The sequence below is a fragment of the Sphingomonas agri genome (assembly GCF_038148795.1).
GTDB classification, from domain to species: domain Bacteria; phylum Pseudomonadota; class Alphaproteobacteria; order Sphingomonadales; family Sphingomonadaceae; genus Sphingomicrobium; species Sphingomicrobium agri.
In genome coordinates this window covers 271,908-290,397 of the sequence record NZ_JBAPEU010000001.1, presented here as the reverse complement: position 1 = coordinate 290,397, position 18,490 = coordinate 271,908, and the positions used below count along the sequence as shown (strand labels likewise).

The following is an 18,490-nucleotide window of genomic DNA, read 5'->3' as shown; positions in this document are numbered from 1 at the left end:
GGGAAGGCCTCACCTTTTGGGTGGGGCCTTTTCCTATGCGGCTCTTGCCTCGTAACCCTCGCGCGCGGCTTCCAGCAGGGCCATCCGCAGCGCCTCTCCATCTTCGTGGGTAAGCTTTCTTCCGTCGCTGCGTGTCAGGTAGAAAACGTCGACTGCCCGCTCGCCATAGGTCGCGATGTGCGCGGAATGGATGGTGTGGCCAGAGCGGTGAATGGCTCCTGCCAGTCCCGCCAGCAACGCCGGGCGATCGCGCGCATTCACTTCGACGACCGTCGTTCGTGTCGAAGCCCTGTCGGCAATCGCGACGGAGGGCGCGACCTCGAAGGCGGAGCCGCGTCGCTGGCTCTCCCCGCTGGGAACCGCCGGCGGTTCCGGACTCAAGAGCGCTTCCTCGAGCGATTTCACCAGCCGTGAACGGAGGCGCCGGTCGCCGTAGGCATGGCCGCGCCCGTCCAGCACCAGGAGGTTGTCGAGGGCCATTCCGTCCCGCGTGGTGTGGATGCGTGCATCGATGATGTTGGCGCCTGCCGCCGCAAGGCCGGCGCAGATGCGATAGAACAGGGCTTCCCGGTCCGGAGTGAAGACGCTGACGCGCGTTGCGCCGGTTTCGGGGTCGTCCTCTACGACCACGTTCGGCCTTGCATCACCGATGTGCGCCTCAGCCGCCGCGACCTGCTTGGCGTTGGCAAGCTGCCAGCCGGGGGGCTCGGCCAACCAATAGCTGTCCGGAAGCCGTCTTGCGTGAGCACGGGCCGCGCTTGCCTTCCAGCCGAGGATCGAAGCAAGCTCCTTCTGCCGCAGGTCCACCAGTTGGGTGCGCCCATGCTGTTTGTGGCCGAGACGGAGACGCTCCTCGGCAGCTTCAAACAATGTCCTCAGTAATGTCCGCTTCCACTCGTTCCAAATACCCGGACCAACTGCCCGGATGTCGACCACCGTCAGAATGAGAAGGAGGCGCAGTCTCTCGGGACTTTGCACCTGCTGTGCGAAATCTTCGATCGTCTTGGGATCAGCCAAGTCCCGTTTGAATGCCGTGGACGACATCAGCAGGTGATGTCTCACGAGCCAGGACACGGTTTCGGTCTCGCCGGCGTCGAGGCCGAACCTTGGACACAGCTTGAGTGCTATCTCGGCCCCGATCACGCTGTGATCGCCGCCCCGGCCCTTCGCGATGTCGTGCAACAGCACCGCAACGTAGAGGACGCGGCGCGAGGCAATCTGCTTGTTGAGAATGGCCGTTGAGACCGGATGCTCGTTCTTGAGCTCCCCGCGTTCGATCGCTGCGAGCAGGCCAATTGCCCGAATCGAATGTTCGTCGACCGTATAATGATGATACATGTCGAACTGCATCTGGGCGACGACGCGGCCGAAATCCGGCACGAAGCGGCCAAACACCCCAGCTTCGTTCATCCACCGGAGTACCGTCTCCGGGTGATGCAGGGACGTCAGTACATCGAGGAAGAGCGCGTTGGCGCGAGGATCATCTCGAACCAGGCGGTCGATGAGCACTGCGTCGCGGGTTGCCGCGCGCATCGCCGCCGGATGGATCTCGAGCTGCTCACGCGCTGCGAGCGCGAACATCTCGAGAAGTCGAACAGGATCAGTCCGAAAGAAAGCGTCGTCCGGAATTGAAATCCGGCCGCGGTCGAGCACAAAACCGCCAAGCCGCTTGGGCCGACGACGGATCGTTGGAAGTGCAAAGCGGAAGCCTTTCTTGCCGAGCTGCTCGTCGAGCTGGGCAAGGAACACGCCGGTAAGGTCTCCCACCGTCTTGGCGTTGAGGAAGTAGAATTGCATGAAGCGCTCGACCGCCGATTTTCCCGGGCGGTCCGCGTAATGCATGATCTCGGCAATCTGCCGCTGGTAGTCGAAACTCAGCCGTTCCTCTGCACGCCCGGCAAGCAGGTGCAGATGACACCGCACCGACCACAAGAAGCGTTCGGCGCGGTCGAAACGGCGGAACTCGGCAGCGGTCAGCAGTCCGGATTTGACGAGATCGCCCGGCTGTTCGACGCGGTGCACATATTTCCCGATCCAGTAGAGCGCATGCAGATCGCGAAGGCCGCCCTTGCCGTCCTTTACATTGGGTTCGACGACGTAGCGGCTGTCGCCCATCTTCACGTGCCGCTCATCGCGTTCGGCAAGTTTCGCGGCGACGAATTCCGCGGCGGTCCCGGAGACCACCTGCTTGCGAAACCGCGCGACGGCAGCATCGAAGGCGGCCTCGCTGCCCCAGATCCAGCGGGCCTCGAGGAAGGCTGTCCGGATCGTCATGTCCTTTTTTGCAAGGGCAATGAGCTGCGGGATCGACCTCACCGAATGGCCGACCTTCAGTTTGAGGTCCCACAGGATGTGAAGCATCGCCTCGGCCGCGCGTTCCTGATCGGCCTGCGCTGCCTTTACCGTCAGAAACATGAGGTCGAGGTCGCTGAACGGCGCCATTTCACCCCGGCCAGTGCCGCCAAGGCCGACAAGTGCCACCTCGCTGCAGGACTGTTCGCTGATGCAGACGAAATCCCAGGCGAGCCTCGCGAGCTGATCGTGGAGATAAGCGGTCGCCTGCGCAGCTGCGCGGCCGGCTCCGGGCTCTTGCTCCAGTCGCTTCGCGATCTCAGCACGTCCATATTCCAGCGCATTTCGCAGGACAGCGGTGGCTTCGGCGGTGCGCATCCTGCCTGCGGGGAGAGCCTCAAGCCGGTCGCTGATCGAACGGCGGTCGATGATCGCGCGGCGATGATCGATCTCGGCGAGCGTCATCTACCCTGCTCGGCTGCCAGCTTCTTGAGCCGATACAGGCTTTCGAGGGCTTCACGCGGAGTAAGGCTGTCGGGGTCGAGGTCGTTGAGCGCCGCAGCGAGCTGATCAGCGCGCTGCTCGGGTTCCGCGGCAGCTGCAAAGAGCGGGAGGTCATCGAGGCCCGCGGCGATGCCGCCGGTCGCGTCGCGGCCGGCTTCGAGCTTGGCCAATACAGAGCGAGCGCGGGCAACCACTGAGGCTGGAAGGCCAGCGAGCTTGGCAACGGCAATGCCGTAACTGCGGTCCGCCGCCCCGGCGGCAACCTCGTGCAGCAGGACCAGATCGCCTTTCCATTCGCGCGCCCGGACATGATGAAGAGACAAGCAGTCGAGCCGCGAGGCGAGCCGCGTCAGCTCGTGATAATGGGTCGCGAACAAGGTCCTGCACTTGATCTGGTCGTGCATTGCTTCGACCACCGCCCAGGCGATCGCCAGTCCGTCGTAGGTGGAGGTGCCGCGGCCGATCTCGTCGAGAATGACGAGGCTGTTCGGACCTGCCTGCGAGAGGATCGCGGCCGTCTCAACCATCTCGACCATGAAGGTCGAGCGGCCTCGCGCCAGATTGTCGGATGCCCCGACCCGGCTGAACAGCCGGTCGACGATGCCGATGGTCGCGCGGGCTGCCGGGACGAAGCTGCCCGCCTGCGCGAGGACGGCGATCAGTGCCGCCTGCCGGAGAAAAGTCGACTTGCCGCCCATGTTCGGGCCCGTGATCAGCCAAAGGCGATCGGCTGGTCCCATCGAGAGATCGTTGGAGACAAATCGCTCGCCGAGGTTGCGCAGGGCGGCTTCGACAACCGGATGCCGGCCACCCTCGATCTCGAGGCATGGCTGACAAGTGAGATGCGGCAGAGTCCAGCCGTCCTGCGCAGCGCGATCTGCAAGACCCGATGCAACGTCGATGCGCGCGATGGCCTGCGCTGTAGCGGTGATCTGCGGCGCGGCAGCGACCGCCAGCTCGGCGAGTGCTGCCGCGTGTGCCGCTTCGGCCGCAAGCGCGTGCGCTCCTGCCTCGATAACCCGGCTCGCCTCGTCGTGAAGCTCCGGCGAATTGAAACGCACCACGCCGGCGAGGGTCTGGCGATGAGTGAAGCCGCTGTCGGGCGACATGAGCTTGTCGGCATGTCTTGCGGACACTTCGACATGATAGCCAAGGACGGCATTGTGACGGATCTTGAGCGAGCCGATCCCAGCGGAGTCGCGATATTTCGCCTCGAGCGCGGCGATGGCGCGCCGCCCGTTCGATGCAGCCTCGCGAAGGCTGTCGAGATCCGCGTCATAGCCTTCGGCAATGTAACCGCCCTTGGAGGCGTCCAGGGGAGGCGAGAGGATGAGGGCGCTTGCGAGCGTGCCGACCAGCTCGTCGTGACCGCCGAGCTGCGGCAGAAGCGCCCCCAGCAGCGCGGGTCGGCCCGGCTCCGATTGCAGCTCGCCTCGGAGCGCCTCCGCGGCCGAGAGGCCGTCACGAAGCACTGCGAGGTCGCGGGGAGAACCGCGCCCGGCTGCGAGGCGCGCCAGGGCCCGCGAGAAATCCGGCATGGCCTTCAGTGCCGAGCGGACGTGTTCGCGCCGGATAGCGTCCTCGTGCAGCCACTGGACAAGCGCGAGCCGCGATTCGATCGCAGCGATGTCGGTCAAAGGGGCGGAAATGTCCTCGCACAACAGGCGTTTGCCGGCCGCCGTCTGACAGCGGTCGATTTCGCCAAGAAGGCTGCCTGCAACGGTTCCCGACATCGAGCGCGTGAGTTCGAGGCTCTCCCGGCTCGCCGCATCGATCGCGATCTGGCTCGCGCGCGTCGTTCGGCGAGGCGCATCGAGGAGGATGCCGGCACCTTTCTGGGTCGCGTCGAGATAGGCGAGAAGGCCGCCCGCGGCGGCAAGTTCGGCGCGCGAGGGCGAGCCCAGGCCGTCGAGCGTTGCAAGACCGAACCTCGCCTTCAAAGCCCGTTCGCCCGCAAGGCTGTCGAACCCCCCTTTCCCCGGGCTGGTTGCGATGGCGGGCACGGCTCCGTCGGCTATCGTCTCAGCCGGCGACAGGCGTGCAAGCTCCGCGGAAAGCTCGCCAAGGCCACTGCTTAACAGTTCGAAGCGGCCGGTCGAGATATCAGCGGCAGCGATCGCCCATTCATCGCCAGCCCGGCCAATTGCCGCGAGCCAATTGGCGGAGGAGGATTCGAGCAACGTCTCCTCGGTGAGCGTCCCGGGCGTCACGAGGCGGATGATCGCCCTTTCCACGAGGGCTTTCGAACCGCGCGCTCTGCGCGCTTCGGCGGGGCTTTCAGTCTGTTCTGCGATCGCGACTCGGTGCCCGGCCCTGATCAGCCGGGCGAGGTAGGACTCGGCAGAATGGACGGGTACGCCGCACATCGGGATAGGCTCGCCCGCGTCCTCCCCGCGTTTGGTCAGCGCGATGTCGAGGCATGCCGAGGCCGTCTTTGCATCATCGAAGAACAATTCGAAGAAATCGCCCATCCGATAGAAGAGGAGCGCGTCACCGGCCTCTTCCTTGAGACGCCGGTACTGGACCATCATCGGGGTAGGGGCATCGGCGCGGGCCATTGGGGAAACCTAGCGGTTGGGCAGCCGCCAATCGACCCCGGAAATCGCACGTGCACGTGACTCTTGCGCGGGCTCTCCGCTAAGCACCCCGCCATGTCCGAAAGCAACGTCAGATACACCGAGGCCGAAGCGCTCGAATTCCACTCGCGAGGACGCGCAGGAAAGCTCGAGATCATCGCTTCCAAGCCGATGGCGACACAGCGGGACCTGAGCCTTGCATATTCGCCAGGGGTGGCGGCGCCCGTACGGGCGATCGCCGACAATCCCACCTGCGCCTATGACTACACGGCCAAGGGCAATCTCGTTGCGGTGATCTCCAACGGAACCGCAATTCTGGGACTTGGCAACCTCGGGGCGCTTGCGTCCAAGCCCGTGATGGAAGGCAAGGCGGTCCTGTTCAAGCGCTTTGCCGACGTTGATGCCATCGACATCGAGGTGAAGACCGAGGATGCGCAGCGGTTCATCGATGCCGTCGAGCTACTCGAGCCGAGCTTCGGCGGGATCAACCTGGAGGATATAGCAGCACCCGACTGCTTCATCATCGAGCAGGCTCTGCGCGAGCGGATGAACATTCCCGTCTTTCACGACGATCAGCACGGGACCGCGATCATCACGGCGGCCGGACTCATCAATGCGTGCCACCTCACGCATCGCGAACTCTCGGACATCCGGGTCGTGGTGAACGGCGCCGGCGCCGCGGCGATCGCCTGCACCGAGCTCATCAAGGCGATGGGCGTCAAGGGCGACCATGTGCTGATGTGCGACCGCAAGGGCGTGATCACGAAAGACCGCACCGACCTCGACCAGTGGAAGTCGGCGCACGCGGTGGAGACTGACAAGCGTACGCTTGCAGAGGCGCTGGAAGGCGCGGACGTTTTCCTCGGCCTGTCGGCAGCGAATGTGGTCAATAAGTCGATGGTCGCCTCAATGGCGAAGGAGCCGATCATCTTCGCAATGGCCAATCCTGATCCGGAAATCTGGCCGCCGGATGCAATGGAGGCCCGGCCTGACGCGATCATCGCGACCGGGAGGTCCGACTTTCCCAATCAGGTCAACAATGTGCTCGGCTTCCCCTTCATCTTCCGCGGCGCGCTCGACGTGCGTGCGACGGCAATCAACGACGAGATGAAGATTGCGGCGGCAGAAGCGCTCGCCGAACTCGCTCGCGAGCCCGTCCCGGAGGAAGTGGCCGCAGCCTATGGCGGTCGTACCCACAGCTTCGGGCGCGACTACATCATCCCGGCTCCCTTCGATCCAAGGCTCATGGAGGTCGTCGCATCGGCGGTCGCGGAGGCCGCCGTGAGGAGCGGGGTAGCGCAAAAGCCGATCGCCAACATGGAGGCCTATCGCCAGGAGCTGAGGGCAAGGCTCAATCCGACGGTATCGGTGATGAGCCTTGCCTACGAGAACGCCCGCCAGAATCCCAAGCGTGTGCTGTTTGCGGAAGGCGAAGAGCCGAGCGTGCTCCGAGCGGCGATTGCGTTCAGGGAAGCCGGCTATGGCACGCCCGTCCTGGTCGGTCGCGAGGAGGTCTACAATCTCCTTGCGGAAATGGGCGTCGACGACCCCAAGGAGTATGAAGTTCTCAACAGCCGTAACTCGCCGCTGGTCGGCCGTGCGGTGGACTTCATCTATGCCAAGCACCAGCGTCACGGGATGCTGCGTCGCGAAGTCGAACGGCTCGTCAATCAGGACCGCAATTATTTTGCTGCCGCGATGCTTGCCCTTGGCGAAGCCGACGCGATGATCACCGGAACGACGCGGCCATTCAGCCAGTCGCTGAGGCAAGTCAGACTGGTCGTGGAGGACGAGCCTGGGGCCGTCCCCTTTGGAGTCACGGTGATCGTCAGCCGCAACCACACGGTGCTGATCGCTGATACGGCGGTCACCGAACGGCCGACGCCCGAGCAATATGCAGCAATCGCGATGCGCGCATCCGCCTTTGCCCGGCGAATGGGGCTCGAGCCCCGGGTCGCCTTCATCAGCTATACGACCTTCGGCAATCCTCCGGGCGTGCACATCGAGGGGCTCCGGGGAGCAGTCGAGCTCCTGTCCGGTTTCCATGCCGATTTCGAGTTTGAAGGAGAAATGGCGCCGGATGTCGCGCTCAATTACGAAATGCAGAAGCGCTATTATCCCTTCACCCGCCTGTCGGGGCCCGCGAACATCCTGGTGATGCCGGGCCTCCAGTCGGCGAGCATCTCGTCAAAGCTCCTTCGCGAGCTTGGCGGCGACAGCGTCCTTGGACCCTACATGCTGGGCCTCGAACACCCGGTTCAGATCGCGCCGATGACGGCTAGCGCGTCCGACCTCGTAATGCTCGCCGTCCTAGCAGCCGGCGACGCCCATGCGCGGCACCAGAGAGCGGCGGCGCGGTCAGCCGGCTCGGCTAGATCCGCTCGACCGAGCTGACCGGCTCGGCGTCGCGCAGCGCAGCGATGATCGCGTGAAGGTGCGCGAGGTCGTGAACCTCGATGTCGAGGTGGAAAGTCTGGAAGCTGCCGTCGCGATGGACCAGCTGAAGATTGATGATGTTTGCGTGCTTTGACCCGAGAATGCTCGACATGGTGCCGAGCGCTCCGGGAATGTCTCGCAAAATGACGGCTAGCCGGGCCGCGCCGCCGTCCGAACCCTCACCCCAGGCAAGGTCAAGCCAGTCTGCATCGATCCCGCTCGCCAGCGTGTCGCAGCCAATGACGTGAACCTCGATTTCCTCGTCCTCGCGCCGAAGACCGACGATTCGGTCGCCCGGGATTGGATGGCAGCATTGCGCGAGATGATAGGCGACACCCGCAGTGAGGCCCTTGATCGAGATCGCCTTGCGCTGTCCCATCGGTCGCGGCGCAACGTCTCCGCCCGCTGAACCCGGCATCAGGGCTTCCATCAATGCCTCGTCGCTGACGCGCTTGCGCGCGATTGCGATCATCAGCTCGTCTTCATTCTCGATCTTCAGCTTCTTGAGGGCACGCTTCTGTGCGTCCTTATCGAGCTCGGCGGGCAGGCGCTGGACGATCTCGTCGTAGATCTTGCGCCCCAGCTGGATCGTCTCGTCACGTTCCTTATGGCGAACGAACCGGCGTACGCCCGCACGCGCCTTGCCCGTGGCGACGAACCGCAACCACGAGGGCTGCGGGTGCTGTGCCTCGGAGGCAAGAATTTCGACCTGGTCGCCGTTCTCCAGCATCGTTCGAAGCGGCACGACGCGGCCGTTCACCTTCGCGCCGACGGTGCGGTCGCCAAGATCGGTATGTACTGCGTAGGCGAAATCGACCGGTGTCGCGCCTTTTGGGAGCTGGATCAGTTCGCCCTTTGGCGTGAAGGCGAAAATGCGATCCTGGTACATCGCCATCCGCGTGTGCTCGAGGAGTTCCTCGGGACTTTCGGCATGTTCCAGGATCTCGACGAGATCGTCGACCCACGGGATGGTGATGTCGCCCTTGGGTCGTCCTTCCTTGTAGGCCCAGTGTGCAGCCAGTCCGCGCTCGGCCTGTTCGTGCATTTCCTGGCTGCGGATCTGGATCTCGATCCGCATCTTGGAATCGTGGATCACGGAAGTGTGGAGGCTTTGATAGCCGTTGCGCTTGGGAGTGGAGATATAGTCCTTGAAACGACCTGGAACCATCGGCCAGCGGCGGTGGAGCAGTCCGAGCGCACGGTAGCAGTCCGCCACGTCCTCGACGATGATCCGGAAGGCCATGACATCGGACAATTGCTCGAAGCTGATGTGCCGTTCGGCCATCTTCTTCCAGATCGAGTAAGGGTGCTTTTGCCGGCCCGTGACCTCCGCCGATAGACCATTGTCGGCAAGGTAAAGCTGAAGTCCAAGTCCAATGCGGCTTACAAGGTCGCCCCCGGATTCGGTCAGCTGCTGCAAGCGCCTTGTGATGGAGGCGTACGCATCCGGCTCAAGTTCCCGAAACGCGAGGGTCTGCATCTCGGTCATCATCTCGTACATGCCGATGCGTTCGGCGAGCGGCGCGTAGATATCCATCGTCTCGCGCGCGATGCGCCGCCGCTTCTCCTCGGAAGGAATATGGTGAAGCGTGCGCATGTTATGCAGGCGGTCGGCGAGCTTTACGAGGAGTACGCGGATGTCATCCGACAGCGCCAGCAGGAATTTTCGCAGGTTCTCAGCGGCACGTTCGTTTTCCGACTGGGCCTCGATCTTGCTGAGCTTGGTGACGCCGTCGACCAGCCGCGCGACGTTCTTTCCAAACAGCTTCTCGATCTCGTCGGTGGTTGCAAGAGTATCCTCGATCGTGTCGTGGAGGATCGCGGTGGCGATCGTCTGGTCGTCGAGCTTGAGGTCGGTCAGGATTCCGGCGACCTCGATCGGGTGGCTGAAATAGGGATCGCCCGAGGCGCGCTGCTGATCCCCATGCGCCTTCATCGAGAAGACATAGGCGCGGTTGATCAGCCCCTCGTCCGCATCCGGATCATAGGAGCGGACCTTCTCGACCAGCTCATACTGTCTCAGCACCGACCTAAGATGGGGGACCCAAGCGCTATTGTGCAAGCGCGAAAGAGGGAGGCGGGCACCCGGTCAGCGCACGAAGTCCATGCTTTGGGGCTGCGAGGAAGCAGTCCCGCGGCTCCCAAGCCTTGCTTATTGAGCCGCGATCACCTTGCCTGAAGCAGGCTTGGCGGCGGCATTGCACTTGTCGAGCTCCCCGCCGGCGATCGGCTGGCCGTCGACAAGGAAGGTGTCGATCCGTCCGGCTCGCTTGGCCAGTGCCTGGCACAGGACCGAAGGCCGGCTCTCCTGGGTGGCGCCTTCGCAGGTTCCGCCGCCGCAGACCCAGTTGATGTCGCGGGCAACGATCCGCCCCTGGGCGGGAGCAGCAAGCTTGGCGCTGTAATTGGCAGCGGCGGCGGGCGCCGCGGCAAGCGTTGCAGCGCAAAGGACCAGGATTGAGCGGAACATCGCTATTGACCTCTTTGAAAGTTGCGACACGAAACTGAATAAGAGGATGGGTCTTGCTTTGCAACTGTTCTTTGGAACCGTTTTGTGTTTCTATGAGCTTCTACGAGGGAGAGGACCGCGGATGCCGGCAGATACGGTGACGTCCGGAATCGATGCCTTCAGACAGGCCGCCTTGTCCTGCCCGCTTCCGGCAGCTGTCGAGCTGATTGGCGAGAAATGGGCCTTCTTGATCCTGCGCGGCGCGCTCAATGGTCTCCGGCACTTCGAGGAATTCCAGGCCGGGCTCGGAATAGCCCGGAACATTCTGTCCGACCGGCTTTCGAAGCTCGTGGGCGGCGGCATCCTCGAGCGCAGGGCCGATCCCGACGACGGACGCCGGGTCATCTATTCGCTGACTCCAAAGGGCGAAGACCTGCTCCCGGTAGTGCTCGCCCTGAGGCAATGGGGCGAGCAGTGGGGTTATGGCAGCATGAAGGTGGTGCTCGCCGACGCGCTGGATCACAAGCCGGTGCGCAAGATGTGCGTCCTCTCGCACGATGGTCGCGAACTGAAGCTCAAGGACCTTACCTGGATCGAGCGGGAGGGCTCGGAGGCGCTGCGCACCGCGGCGGAATGATCATTCGAGGCTGAGAATGTGGTCGCGAAGCGCTCGCGCGTCGTGAAGGGCGTTGTGCGGCACCTTGCTGTTCGCTGCCGTGCTGAAGCCGGTCAACGGCACGAACTGAAAAGTAAGACCCGGTACTTCGGCCATGATTCCGGGGCCCGTGACCAATAACGCACTCATGAGCGCTATGTCCTCAGGCCAGTCGGCGACGATCACCGGATCGGCATCGCCAGCAAGGTAGTGGGCGATGGTCCGGGCAGCGTCGGTGCGGCTCATGCGCGGCGACACCAGGCTTTCCGGCACGGCGTCCAGGTAAGGAATGACGTTGCGCTCGACCCATTGCTCGAGCGTCCCGCTCCAATCCAGCGTCAGGTAAAGCTCCTCTCCCTCGTCGGGGACCAGGGCAAGGCTGAGAAGCGCTCCGCTCCAGCCATTGTACTCGGTGTCGAGGAAGTACCTCAGCGCTGGGCGACCGCAGCGCAGTTGTCGGTCGGCAGGGGCTTTCCCTGCCGGCAGCGCTCCTCGGCGAGACGGATCTGCTTTCCCCGTTCCTCGTCGGCCTTTCGCGCCTGCTTGCCACGCTTCTCGTCGGCTTCCTTCTGGCTGGTCGTGACGGCATCCACCCCCCGCGACACCGCCTTGACCGGCAAGGTCACGACATCAACGGCGGTCGACGCGACCGTTCCGACAATACACCCGGAAAGGAGCGGATAGAGAGCAAGGGCCAAAAGAGCATTGCGCATGGCGCTATCCTCGCCCGAGGAGTTTGGCCGTGCAATGGTGAAAGCGATGAAAGGACGGCCTGCATCGGATCGCCGGCAGGACAAACTCCTAAGCGAGGCTCATCGCTTCCTCGGCAAGCATCTGCGCCTGCGTCAGCAATACCTCATCCGCCTCGGCTCCGGGCGGGAGCGCCTCGCGGCCGACGATGACCATCAAGGGAACCGCCATCGGCGTGATCCGGCCCGTCTCCACGTGAAGCATGGTCTCGGAAGCTCGGTCGACGAGGCGCACGAGGCGCCCCAGCTCCGTCATCCGCCGACGAGCATCCTCCCAGGCAGCGCGAAGAAGGAGGTGTTGCGGCTCGTATCGCCGCAGGACATCATAGATGAGGTCGGTCGAGAAACTGACCTGCCGCCCGGACTTCTTCTTCCCGGGATGATGCCGCTCAACCAGGCCGCCGATCACTGCGACTTCTCGAAAGGCCGTCTTCAAAAGATAGGAACTTTCCACCCAGTCGATGAACTCCTGTTCGAGGATGTCGGCTGAGAACAGGGCCTTGGGGTCCCTGATCGGCTCGAGCCCATAGCAGGCAAGCGCATAATCGTTCGCGACAAAGCCGAGCGGTTTTAGGCCAGCGCTTTCCATTCGTCTCGTGATCAGCATGCCCAGCGACTGGTGCGCGTTCCAGCCTTCGAAGCTGTAGGCGACCATGAAATGCTGGTGTTCGTGCGGAAAAGTCTCGACGAGGAGCTGGTGCGGCTCGGGGAGTATCGAGCGTTCTGACTGTACCTCCAGCCACTCGCGGACGTCGTCGGGGAACCGACTCCAGTCGTTCCGGTCGCACAGCATGTGACGGACACGGTTCGCAAGATGCGTCGACATGGACATACGCTGCCCGCCATAGGTGACGATCCGCGCCTTCTTGGCGGAAGCGTGGACGATGATGTCGGTATCCTTGAACTGCTCGACCTCGAGGCTGAGCCCGGAAAAATAGAAATGGTCTCCGGGACTGAGCGTTGAGGCATAGCCCTCCTCGATCGTGCCGAGCTTGCGGCCGTTCCTGAACCGGACGCTGAGCAGCGGCTGCTCGACGATGACGCCCGCGTTGAGCCGGTGCTGCTGGGCGACCGAGGGCCTTGCGATCCGCCACATTCCTCCGGCTTCTGATACGAGACGCCGGAACCGGTCGTAAGCCTTCAGCGCATAACCCCCCGTCGCAATGAAGCTCAGTATCTCATCGAACGTTTCCTTCCTGAGGCCCGCATAAGGAGCCGCCGATCGGATCTCCTCGAGAAGCTCGTTCTCCTGGAAGGGGGCGGCCACAGCCATTGCAAGAATGTGCTGGGCAAGGACGTCGAGCGCACCGGGGCGGAACACTTCGGGGTCGAGCTCGCCATCCTCGATCGCATCGAGCGCTGCGCGGGCTTCCAGATATTCGAAGCGGTTGCCCGGAACGATGATCCCCTTGCTTGGCTCATCGAGCCGATGGTTGGCCCGGCCGATCCGTTGCAGGAGGCGGGAGCTGCCTTTGGGGGCGCCCATCTGGATCACGAGATCGACGTCCCCCCAGTCGATGCCGAGATCGAGGCTGGCCGTTGCGACAAGGCCGCGAAGCTTGCCCGCCGCCATCGCGCCTTCGACCTTGCGGCGCGCCTCGACCGCGAGGCTGCCATGGTGGATGCCGATAGGCAGCCCCTTGTCATTCACCAGCCAGAGGTCCTGGAAAATCAGCTCTGCAAGACTGCGGGTGTTGCAAAAGACGAGTGTCGTCCTGTGCTGCTCGATGAGTTGCATCACTTCGCGAACGGCGTGCCGGCCTGAATGGCCGCCCCAGGGAATCTTGTTTTCCGGGATGAGGATCGAAAGGTCGGGCTCCGCACCCGCCTCCCCGAGCACCAGGTCGACCCCGTCGAGGTCCGCATCGGGCGCAAGCCAGGAACGATAGGAATCGGGCTCGCTGATCGTCGCCGACAGACCGACCCGCCTCAGGCCCGGCGCGAGTTTCTGAAGCCGCGACATCGACAGGGCGAGAAGATCGCCGCGTTTTTCCTTGGCAAAGCCGTGCAGCTCATCGACGATCATGGTTCGCAGGTTCGCAAACATCGTTGAGCAGTCGGGATAGCTGAGGAGCAGGCTGAGCGATTCGGGAGTCGTCAGCAGTACCTGGGGCGGCTTCACGCGCTGCCGTGCCTTGCGGTCGGACGGCGTGTCTCCGGTACGCGTCTCGGCCCGGATCGAGAGCCCCATTTCCTCGATGGGTCCGGTGAGGTTGCGATGGACGTCGACCGCGAGGGCCTTCAGCGGCGAAACATAGAGCGTATGGAGAGTGTCGCTGGGCTGCTCGGCGAGTTCGCAGATGGTCGGAAGGAAACCGGCGAGCGTCTTGCCGGAACCGGTTGCGGCGACGAGCAGCGCACTGCGTCCGGCACGCGCGAGCTCGAGCATCTCCAGTTGGTGCCGCCGCGGCGACCAGCCCTTGGCCTCAAACCAGCGCCGGACGACCTCGGGAAGGTCGTTCAGAGCTTGTCCGTCCCGTCGCGGCGCCGTTCCTCCTCTTCGCGGTAGAGGTCACGTGTACCTTGTTCGGAGCGCTGCTTGTCGCCGCGGCCGCGTTTCGAGCTCGCGCGGACCACCAGCCAGACGAGCACGATCAGCAGGATCGCCGGCCCGACGATATCCATTACCCACCAGTTCGCCTGGCCCATTCTTTTCCTCCGTTCGGGGGGAACTCCCCGCCTTCTTTTCCTATATAGCTCGCAATGGCGCGATTGGGTTCCTGGATCGAGTCTCACCCGGAGGGGATCTACGTGCGCCCGGCCGACGCGTGGATCGACCCCTCCCAGCCAAAGCCGCGGGCGATGATCACCCACGGACACTCCGATCATGCACGCGGTGGTCATGGTGCGGTTCTTGCGACCCCCGAAACGCTGGCGATCATGGAATGCCGCTATGGTCCTCAATCCGGCGCTCAGGGCGCCGCCTACGACGAAGTCGTTCGAGTGGGCGATGTGGACGTCAATTTCGTTCCCGCCGGTCATGTTCTTGGAAGCGCGCAGATCGTCCTTGAGCACAAGGGCGAGAAGATTGTCGTATCGGGCGATTACAAGCGCCGCCCGGACCCGACCTGCCAGTGTTTCGTCCCTGTCCCTTGCGACATCTTCATTACCGAGGCGACCTTCGGCCTCCCGGTCTTCCGTCACCCCGAGACCGGAAGCGAGATCGACCGCCTGCTGCACCGGCTGCACGCGGACGAGAGCCGCTGTGTGCTGGTTGGCGCCTATGCGCTCGGAAAGGCCCAGCGCGTGATCTGCGAACTGCGCGAGCGTGGGCATCATGCTCCCGTCTATTTCCACGGGGCGATCGAGCGGCTCAATCAGCTTTACGAGAGCTTCGGCGTGAATTTGGGCGACCTTCGCCACGCGGGGTCGGCGACCAAGCAGGAGATGGCGGGGCATGTCGTGATCGCTCCGCCAGGGGCGCTCAACGACCGATGGTCACGGCGCCTGCCCGATCCGGTGACAGCCATGGCCTCGGGATGGATGGGGATCCGTCAGCGTGCGCGCCAGCGCAACGTCGAGCTGCCGCTGGTCATTTCCGACCATGCCGACTGGGACGAACTCACCACGACGATCCGCGAGCTGGAACCCTCAGAGGTGTGGATCACGCATGGGCGCGAGGAAGCGCTGAAGCACTGGTGCATGACGCACCAGATCAAGGCATGCGAGCTGAACCTCGTTGGCTATGAGGACGAAGACGACTGAAGGGTGATGGTCGGCATTCCGGCGAGCGCACGGTGCGCGCGCTCGCGATCGATCACCAGCGCCGCCGTCTGGATGACGAGATCGACGAGCATCAGATCGCGCACCGTCGGCTCGCGCACTTCGCGGTGGTACATGGCGAAGGTCCCAAGCACTTCGCGGCCCCGGGTTAGGATCGGAATTGACCAGCAGGCGCGAAGTCCGTGGGCAAGCGCAATGTCCTTGTAATCGGCCCAGAGGGGATCGGTCGCGATATCCGAGACGTAGACGGCGCCCCCGAGAAATGCCGCGGTCCCGCAGGATCCTGCGCAGGGACCGATCTCGACCCCGTCGATTGCCTCGCTGTAAGCACGCGGAAGGCTTGGGGCTGCGCCATAATGAAGGTGTTTGTGCTCCGCATCGAGGAGCAGGATCGAGCCGAGCATTCCGGTTGAGGAGGAGCCCTCCACGATCCTCAGAAGCGCGTTCAGGGTGTCCTCGAGCGGACTGTCCCCGATTGCGAGCGAGAGGACCTTGGCGTGAGCGGTCCTCAGCATCTGGCTGCGCTTGTCGTCGGTTATGTCCTGTCCCTGGATGAAAATGGCGGGCTTCTGGCTGCCCGATCCTGGGACTGGCTGGAATACCAAGTCGAGAACGAGCTCCTCGGGAGCAAGATTTTCTCTGACCACCGTAAGCGGCATTGCGTGGGCGACGAAAGGCTCTCCGGATCTGCTGACGCCGCTCAAGAGATCGTCAAACCCCTGCTCGTCGAGTTCCGGAAGCGCCTCCGTGAGCGGCTGTCCGATGAGGTCCTGGCGCCCGACGAGCTGACGGAATGCAGCATTGGCGACGATGAAGCGCAGGTTGGTGCCCTCGACCAGGGCCATGAAGCCGGGCGCACGTTCGAACATCAGTTGGAGCCGCTCATGCTCGCTGTCCGGATGAGCAGGCTGATCCAGCATCGCATTTCCATACATTAATCGGGCTCGGCAGTCACCGACTGTTCGATCAAACAACATTGGTGGGCTCTGATCACATGGGTTACACGCGAGGCGGGCAGGTTCGGGGGGCTCGTGCCGTTCATCATCTTCCTCAAGTCCTTCGAGGTCCTTCTCTACGAGATCATGTCGTGGGCGGTCTTCTATCCGCGCACGTTGTGGCGATCTGTCCGGCACCCCCTACGGATGATGGAACGAAGCAAGGGGGAGCTGCAGCTCGCGGTCGCCGACCAGTTCAGGGACGTCGTTAGTCCCCCGATCTTCCTTCTGCTCACTCTTCTTGCTTCGCACGCGTTCGAAGTGGCGGTCGTCGGGAATAGCCCACTCATCGACAACGGGATCGGCCTTGCAGCGCTCATTCAGGACAATACGAGCCTGATCCTCTTTCGGCTGATCGCCTTTGCGACCCTTCCGGTGATTGCCGGCGCGTTCGGTATTGCCGCGACGCGGCAGCCCTTGGACCGGGTCACTCTCCAGCCCTATTTTTACGCACAATGCTTTGCGACGACGCCGGTCGTGCTCCTGTGCAGCACCGCAGAGTGCGTCTCGCGCCTCCCGTCCAAGACCGCCGATGCCGCTGCCCAGGTCATGCTAGTCGTCGCGGCCTTGTTCTACCTCGGCGTCGAGGCAGCCTGGTTTACCAGGGAAGGGGGACGTGGGTCCCTCAATGGTGCGCTATGGGCATTGGCGGCACTGTCGGTCTCCGCCCTCGTCCTTGCGGCGGCACTGCTGCTCTTCGCGGGAGCCTGAGGTTCAATGGACCGCTTCGGTCCGCTCCACGCCTGATTTTGCGAGCTGTGCGTCGATCTGATCGACGAGCCTTCCGAGGCCCGCCTCGTCGCTCGCTTCTGCACGTGCCACAAGGACGTCCTGCGTATTGGAGGCGCGGAGCAGCCACCAGCCGTCGGCCGTGCTGACCCGCACTCCGTCCGTGGCGTCGACCTTCGCGCCGTCAGAGCCGAGACGGTCGCGGACCTCCTCGACGATGGCGAACTTCCGGCTTTCGTCCACCTGGAATCGCAATTCTGGGGTCGCAACCGCCGTCGGCATCGCATCCCTCAATTGGGTCAGGCTCCTGCCGCTCGCGCTCACCGCTTCGATGAGCCGGACAGCAGCGTAGAGCGCATCGTCGAAACCGTACCAGCGGTGCTTGAAGAAGATGTGCCCGCTCATTTCGCCGGCGAGCGGTGCGCCGGTTTCCTTCATTTTCGACTTGATCAGACTGTGGCCGGTCTTCCACATCAGCGGCGTTCCCCCGAGCTCGGCAATCCGGTCGAACAGGGTCTGGCTGGCCTTGACGTCGGCAATGATGGTCGCTCCTGGCAGCTCGTTCAGCACCGGCTCGGCGAGAATCATCAGCAGCTGGTCGCCCCAGATCACGCGGCCGTTGCCGTCCACTGCTCCGATGCGGTCGCCATCGCCGTCGAACGCGATTCCAAAGTCGAGCTGCTCCCGGGCGACGAGCTCCTTGAGATCGGCCAGGTTTTTCTCGACCGTGGGGTCGGGATGGTGGTTGGGAAAGCTGCCGTCCACCTTGCTGAAGATGACGTGATGCTGCCCCGGCAACCGTTCTACAAGCATGTCGAGGATGGGTCCTGCAGCCCCGTTCCCGGCGTCCCAGCCAATGCGATAGCCCCGCCCCGCGAAACCCTCGAGAAGGCGGTTCAGATAGGCTTCGCGGATGTCGACCTCCTCGGTCGTTCCGTGGCCCTCGCTCCAGTTGCCCGCTGCTGCGCGCTTGCCGATTTCCTGGATCTCGACCCCGAAGACGGAGCGGCCCTTCAGCAGCAGTTTGAAGCCGTTGTAGTCGGCAGGGTTGTGACTTCCGGTAACCTGGATCCCGCCATCGACGTCGAGATAGTAGGTTGCAAAATAGAGCATTGGCGATGGACCCATGCCGATAAGAACGACGTCCACCCCGCCTTCGGTCAGTCCCCGAACCAGCGCTGCCTCGAGCATGCCCGAATGCGAGCGGCCATCACGCCCGACGGCCAGCCGGCGGCCTCCCTCCTCCCGTGTGATCGCCGCAAAGGTTCGGCCAAGGGCATAGGCGTCGGCTTCGGTCAGCGTTGCGCCGACGATTCCGCGGATGTCATATTCGCGAAGGACGGTGGGGTTGAACTTGTGGGTCATTGCGCTGCCTTACGCAG

General features: G+C 63.6%; 14 protein-coding genes. 4 read left to right on the top strand and 10 right to left on the bottom strand.

Annotated elements, in window-relative coordinates; genetic code table 11:
* Nucleotides 1-33: 33 nt before the first annotated feature.
* On the bottom strand, nucleotides 34-2,757 hold the full coding sequence (locus V8192_RS01470; RefSeq protein ID WP_341631287.1) for a [protein-PII] uridylyltransferase: 2,724 nt from the start codon (nucleotides 2,755-2,757) through the stop codon (nucleotides 34-36).
* On the bottom strand, nucleotides 2,754-5,354 hold the full coding sequence (gene mutS / locus V8192_RS01465; RefSeq protein WP_341631286.1) for a DNA mismatch repair protein MutS: 2,601 nt from the start codon (nucleotides 5,352-5,354) through the stop codon (nucleotides 2,754-2,756). Before mutS ends, V8192_RS01470 begins: the two co-directional genes overlap by 4 nt.
* 93 nt (nucleotides 5,355-5,447) lie before the next feature.
* On the opposite strand from mutS, the gene V8192_RS01460 reads away from it, so the two are divergent.
* The gene (locus tag V8192_RS01460; protein WP_341631285.1) at nucleotides 5,448-7,766 is read left to right on the top strand and encodes an NADP-dependent malic enzyme; all 2,319 of its coding nucleotides are present in this window, start codon (nucleotides 5,448-5,450) and stop codon (nucleotides 7,764-7,766) included.
* Here the strand turns inward: V8192_RS01460 and V8192_RS01455 are convergent.
* Together V8192_RS01455 and V8192_RS01450 are read right to left on the bottom strand one after the other, a co-directional pair.
* The gene (locus V8192_RS01455; RefSeq protein ID WP_341631284.1) at nucleotides 7,744-9,834 is read right to left on the bottom strand and encodes a RelA/SpoT family protein; all 2,091 of its coding nucleotides are present in this window, start codon (nucleotides 9,832-9,834) and stop codon (nucleotides 7,744-7,746) included. The two genes, V8192_RS01460 and V8192_RS01455, sit on opposite strands and share 23 nt — an antisense overlap.
* Before the next feature lie 126 nt (nucleotides 9,835-9,960).
* The gene (locus V8192_RS01450) at nucleotides 9,961-10,278 is read right to left on the bottom strand and encodes a CC_3452 family protein (RefSeq protein ID WP_341631283.1); all 318 of its coding nucleotides are present in this window, start codon (nucleotides 10,276-10,278) and stop codon (nucleotides 9,961-9,963) included.
* Nucleotides 10,279-10,399: 121 nt separating this feature from the next.
* Here V8192_RS01450 and V8192_RS01445 point away from each other — a divergent pair, with 121 nt between their 5' ends.
* The gene (locus tag V8192_RS01445; RefSeq protein ID WP_341631282.1) at nucleotides 10,400-10,894 is read left to right on the top strand and encodes a winged helix-turn-helix transcriptional regulator; all 495 of its coding nucleotides are present in this window, start codon (nucleotides 10,400-10,402) and stop codon (nucleotides 10,892-10,894) included.
* On the opposite strand, the gene V8192_RS01440 is transcribed toward V8192_RS01445, so the two are convergent.
* The 4 genes from V8192_RS01440 to V8192_RS01425 form a co-directional block, all read right to left on the bottom strand.
* Entirely contained in the window at nucleotides 10,895-11,158 is a 264-nt protein-coding gene (locus tag V8192_RS01440; protein WP_341631281.1) for a hypothetical protein, read from the bottom strand. It lies immediately after the preceding gene.
* Nucleotides 11,159-11,340: 182 nt separating this feature from the next.
* Nucleotides 11,341-11,625, bottom strand: a complete 285-nt coding sequence (locus V8192_RS01435; RefSeq protein WP_341631280.1) for a hypothetical protein — start codon at nucleotides 11,623-11,625, stop codon at nucleotides 11,341-11,343.
* An 88-nt stretch (nucleotides 11,626-11,713) separates the two neighbouring features.
* Entirely contained in the window at nucleotides 11,714-14,125 is a 2,412-nt protein-coding gene (locus V8192_RS01430) for a ligase-associated DNA damage response DEXH box helicase (RefSeq protein WP_341632279.1), read from the bottom strand.
* A complete protein-coding gene (locus V8192_RS01425; RefSeq protein ID WP_341631279.1) occupies nucleotides 14,122-14,310 on the bottom strand; it encodes a hypothetical protein in 189 nt (62 codons plus the stop codon). Before V8192_RS01425 ends, V8192_RS01430 begins: the two co-directional genes overlap by 4 nt.
* Nucleotides 14,311-14,364: 54 nt before the next feature.
* On the opposite strand from V8192_RS01425, the gene V8192_RS01420 reads away from it, so the two are divergent.
* Entirely contained in the window at nucleotides 14,365-15,366 is a 1,002-nt protein-coding gene (locus V8192_RS01420; protein WP_341631278.1) for a ligase-associated DNA damage response exonuclease, read from the top strand.
* On the opposite strand, the gene V8192_RS01415 is transcribed toward V8192_RS01420, so the two are convergent.
* Nucleotides 15,345-16,319: a GAF domain-containing protein gene (locus V8192_RS01415; protein ID WP_341631277.1), complete on the bottom strand. Its 975-nt coding sequence runs from the start codon at nucleotides 16,317-16,319 to the stop codon at nucleotides 15,345-15,347. The two genes, V8192_RS01420 and V8192_RS01415, sit on opposite strands and share 22 nt — an antisense overlap.
* A gap of 96 nt (nucleotides 16,320-16,415) precedes the next feature.
* On the opposite strand from V8192_RS01415, the gene V8192_RS01410 reads away from it, so the two are divergent.
* Nucleotides 16,416-17,090, top strand: coding sequence for a hypothetical protein (locus tag V8192_RS01410; RefSeq protein ID WP_341631276.1), 675 nt, complete (start codon nucleotides 16,416-16,418; stop codon nucleotides 17,088-17,090).
* A gap of 3 nt (nucleotides 17,091-17,093) precedes the next feature.
* Here V8192_RS01410 and pgmG read toward each other — a convergent pair whose 3' ends face one another.
* On the bottom strand, nucleotides 17,094-18,473 hold the full coding sequence (gene pgmG, locus V8192_RS01405) for a phosphoglucomutase/phosphomannomutase PgmG (protein WP_341631275.1): 1,380 nt from the start codon (nucleotides 18,471-18,473) through the stop codon (nucleotides 17,094-17,096).
* Nucleotides 18,474-18,490 lie beyond the last annotated feature (17 nt).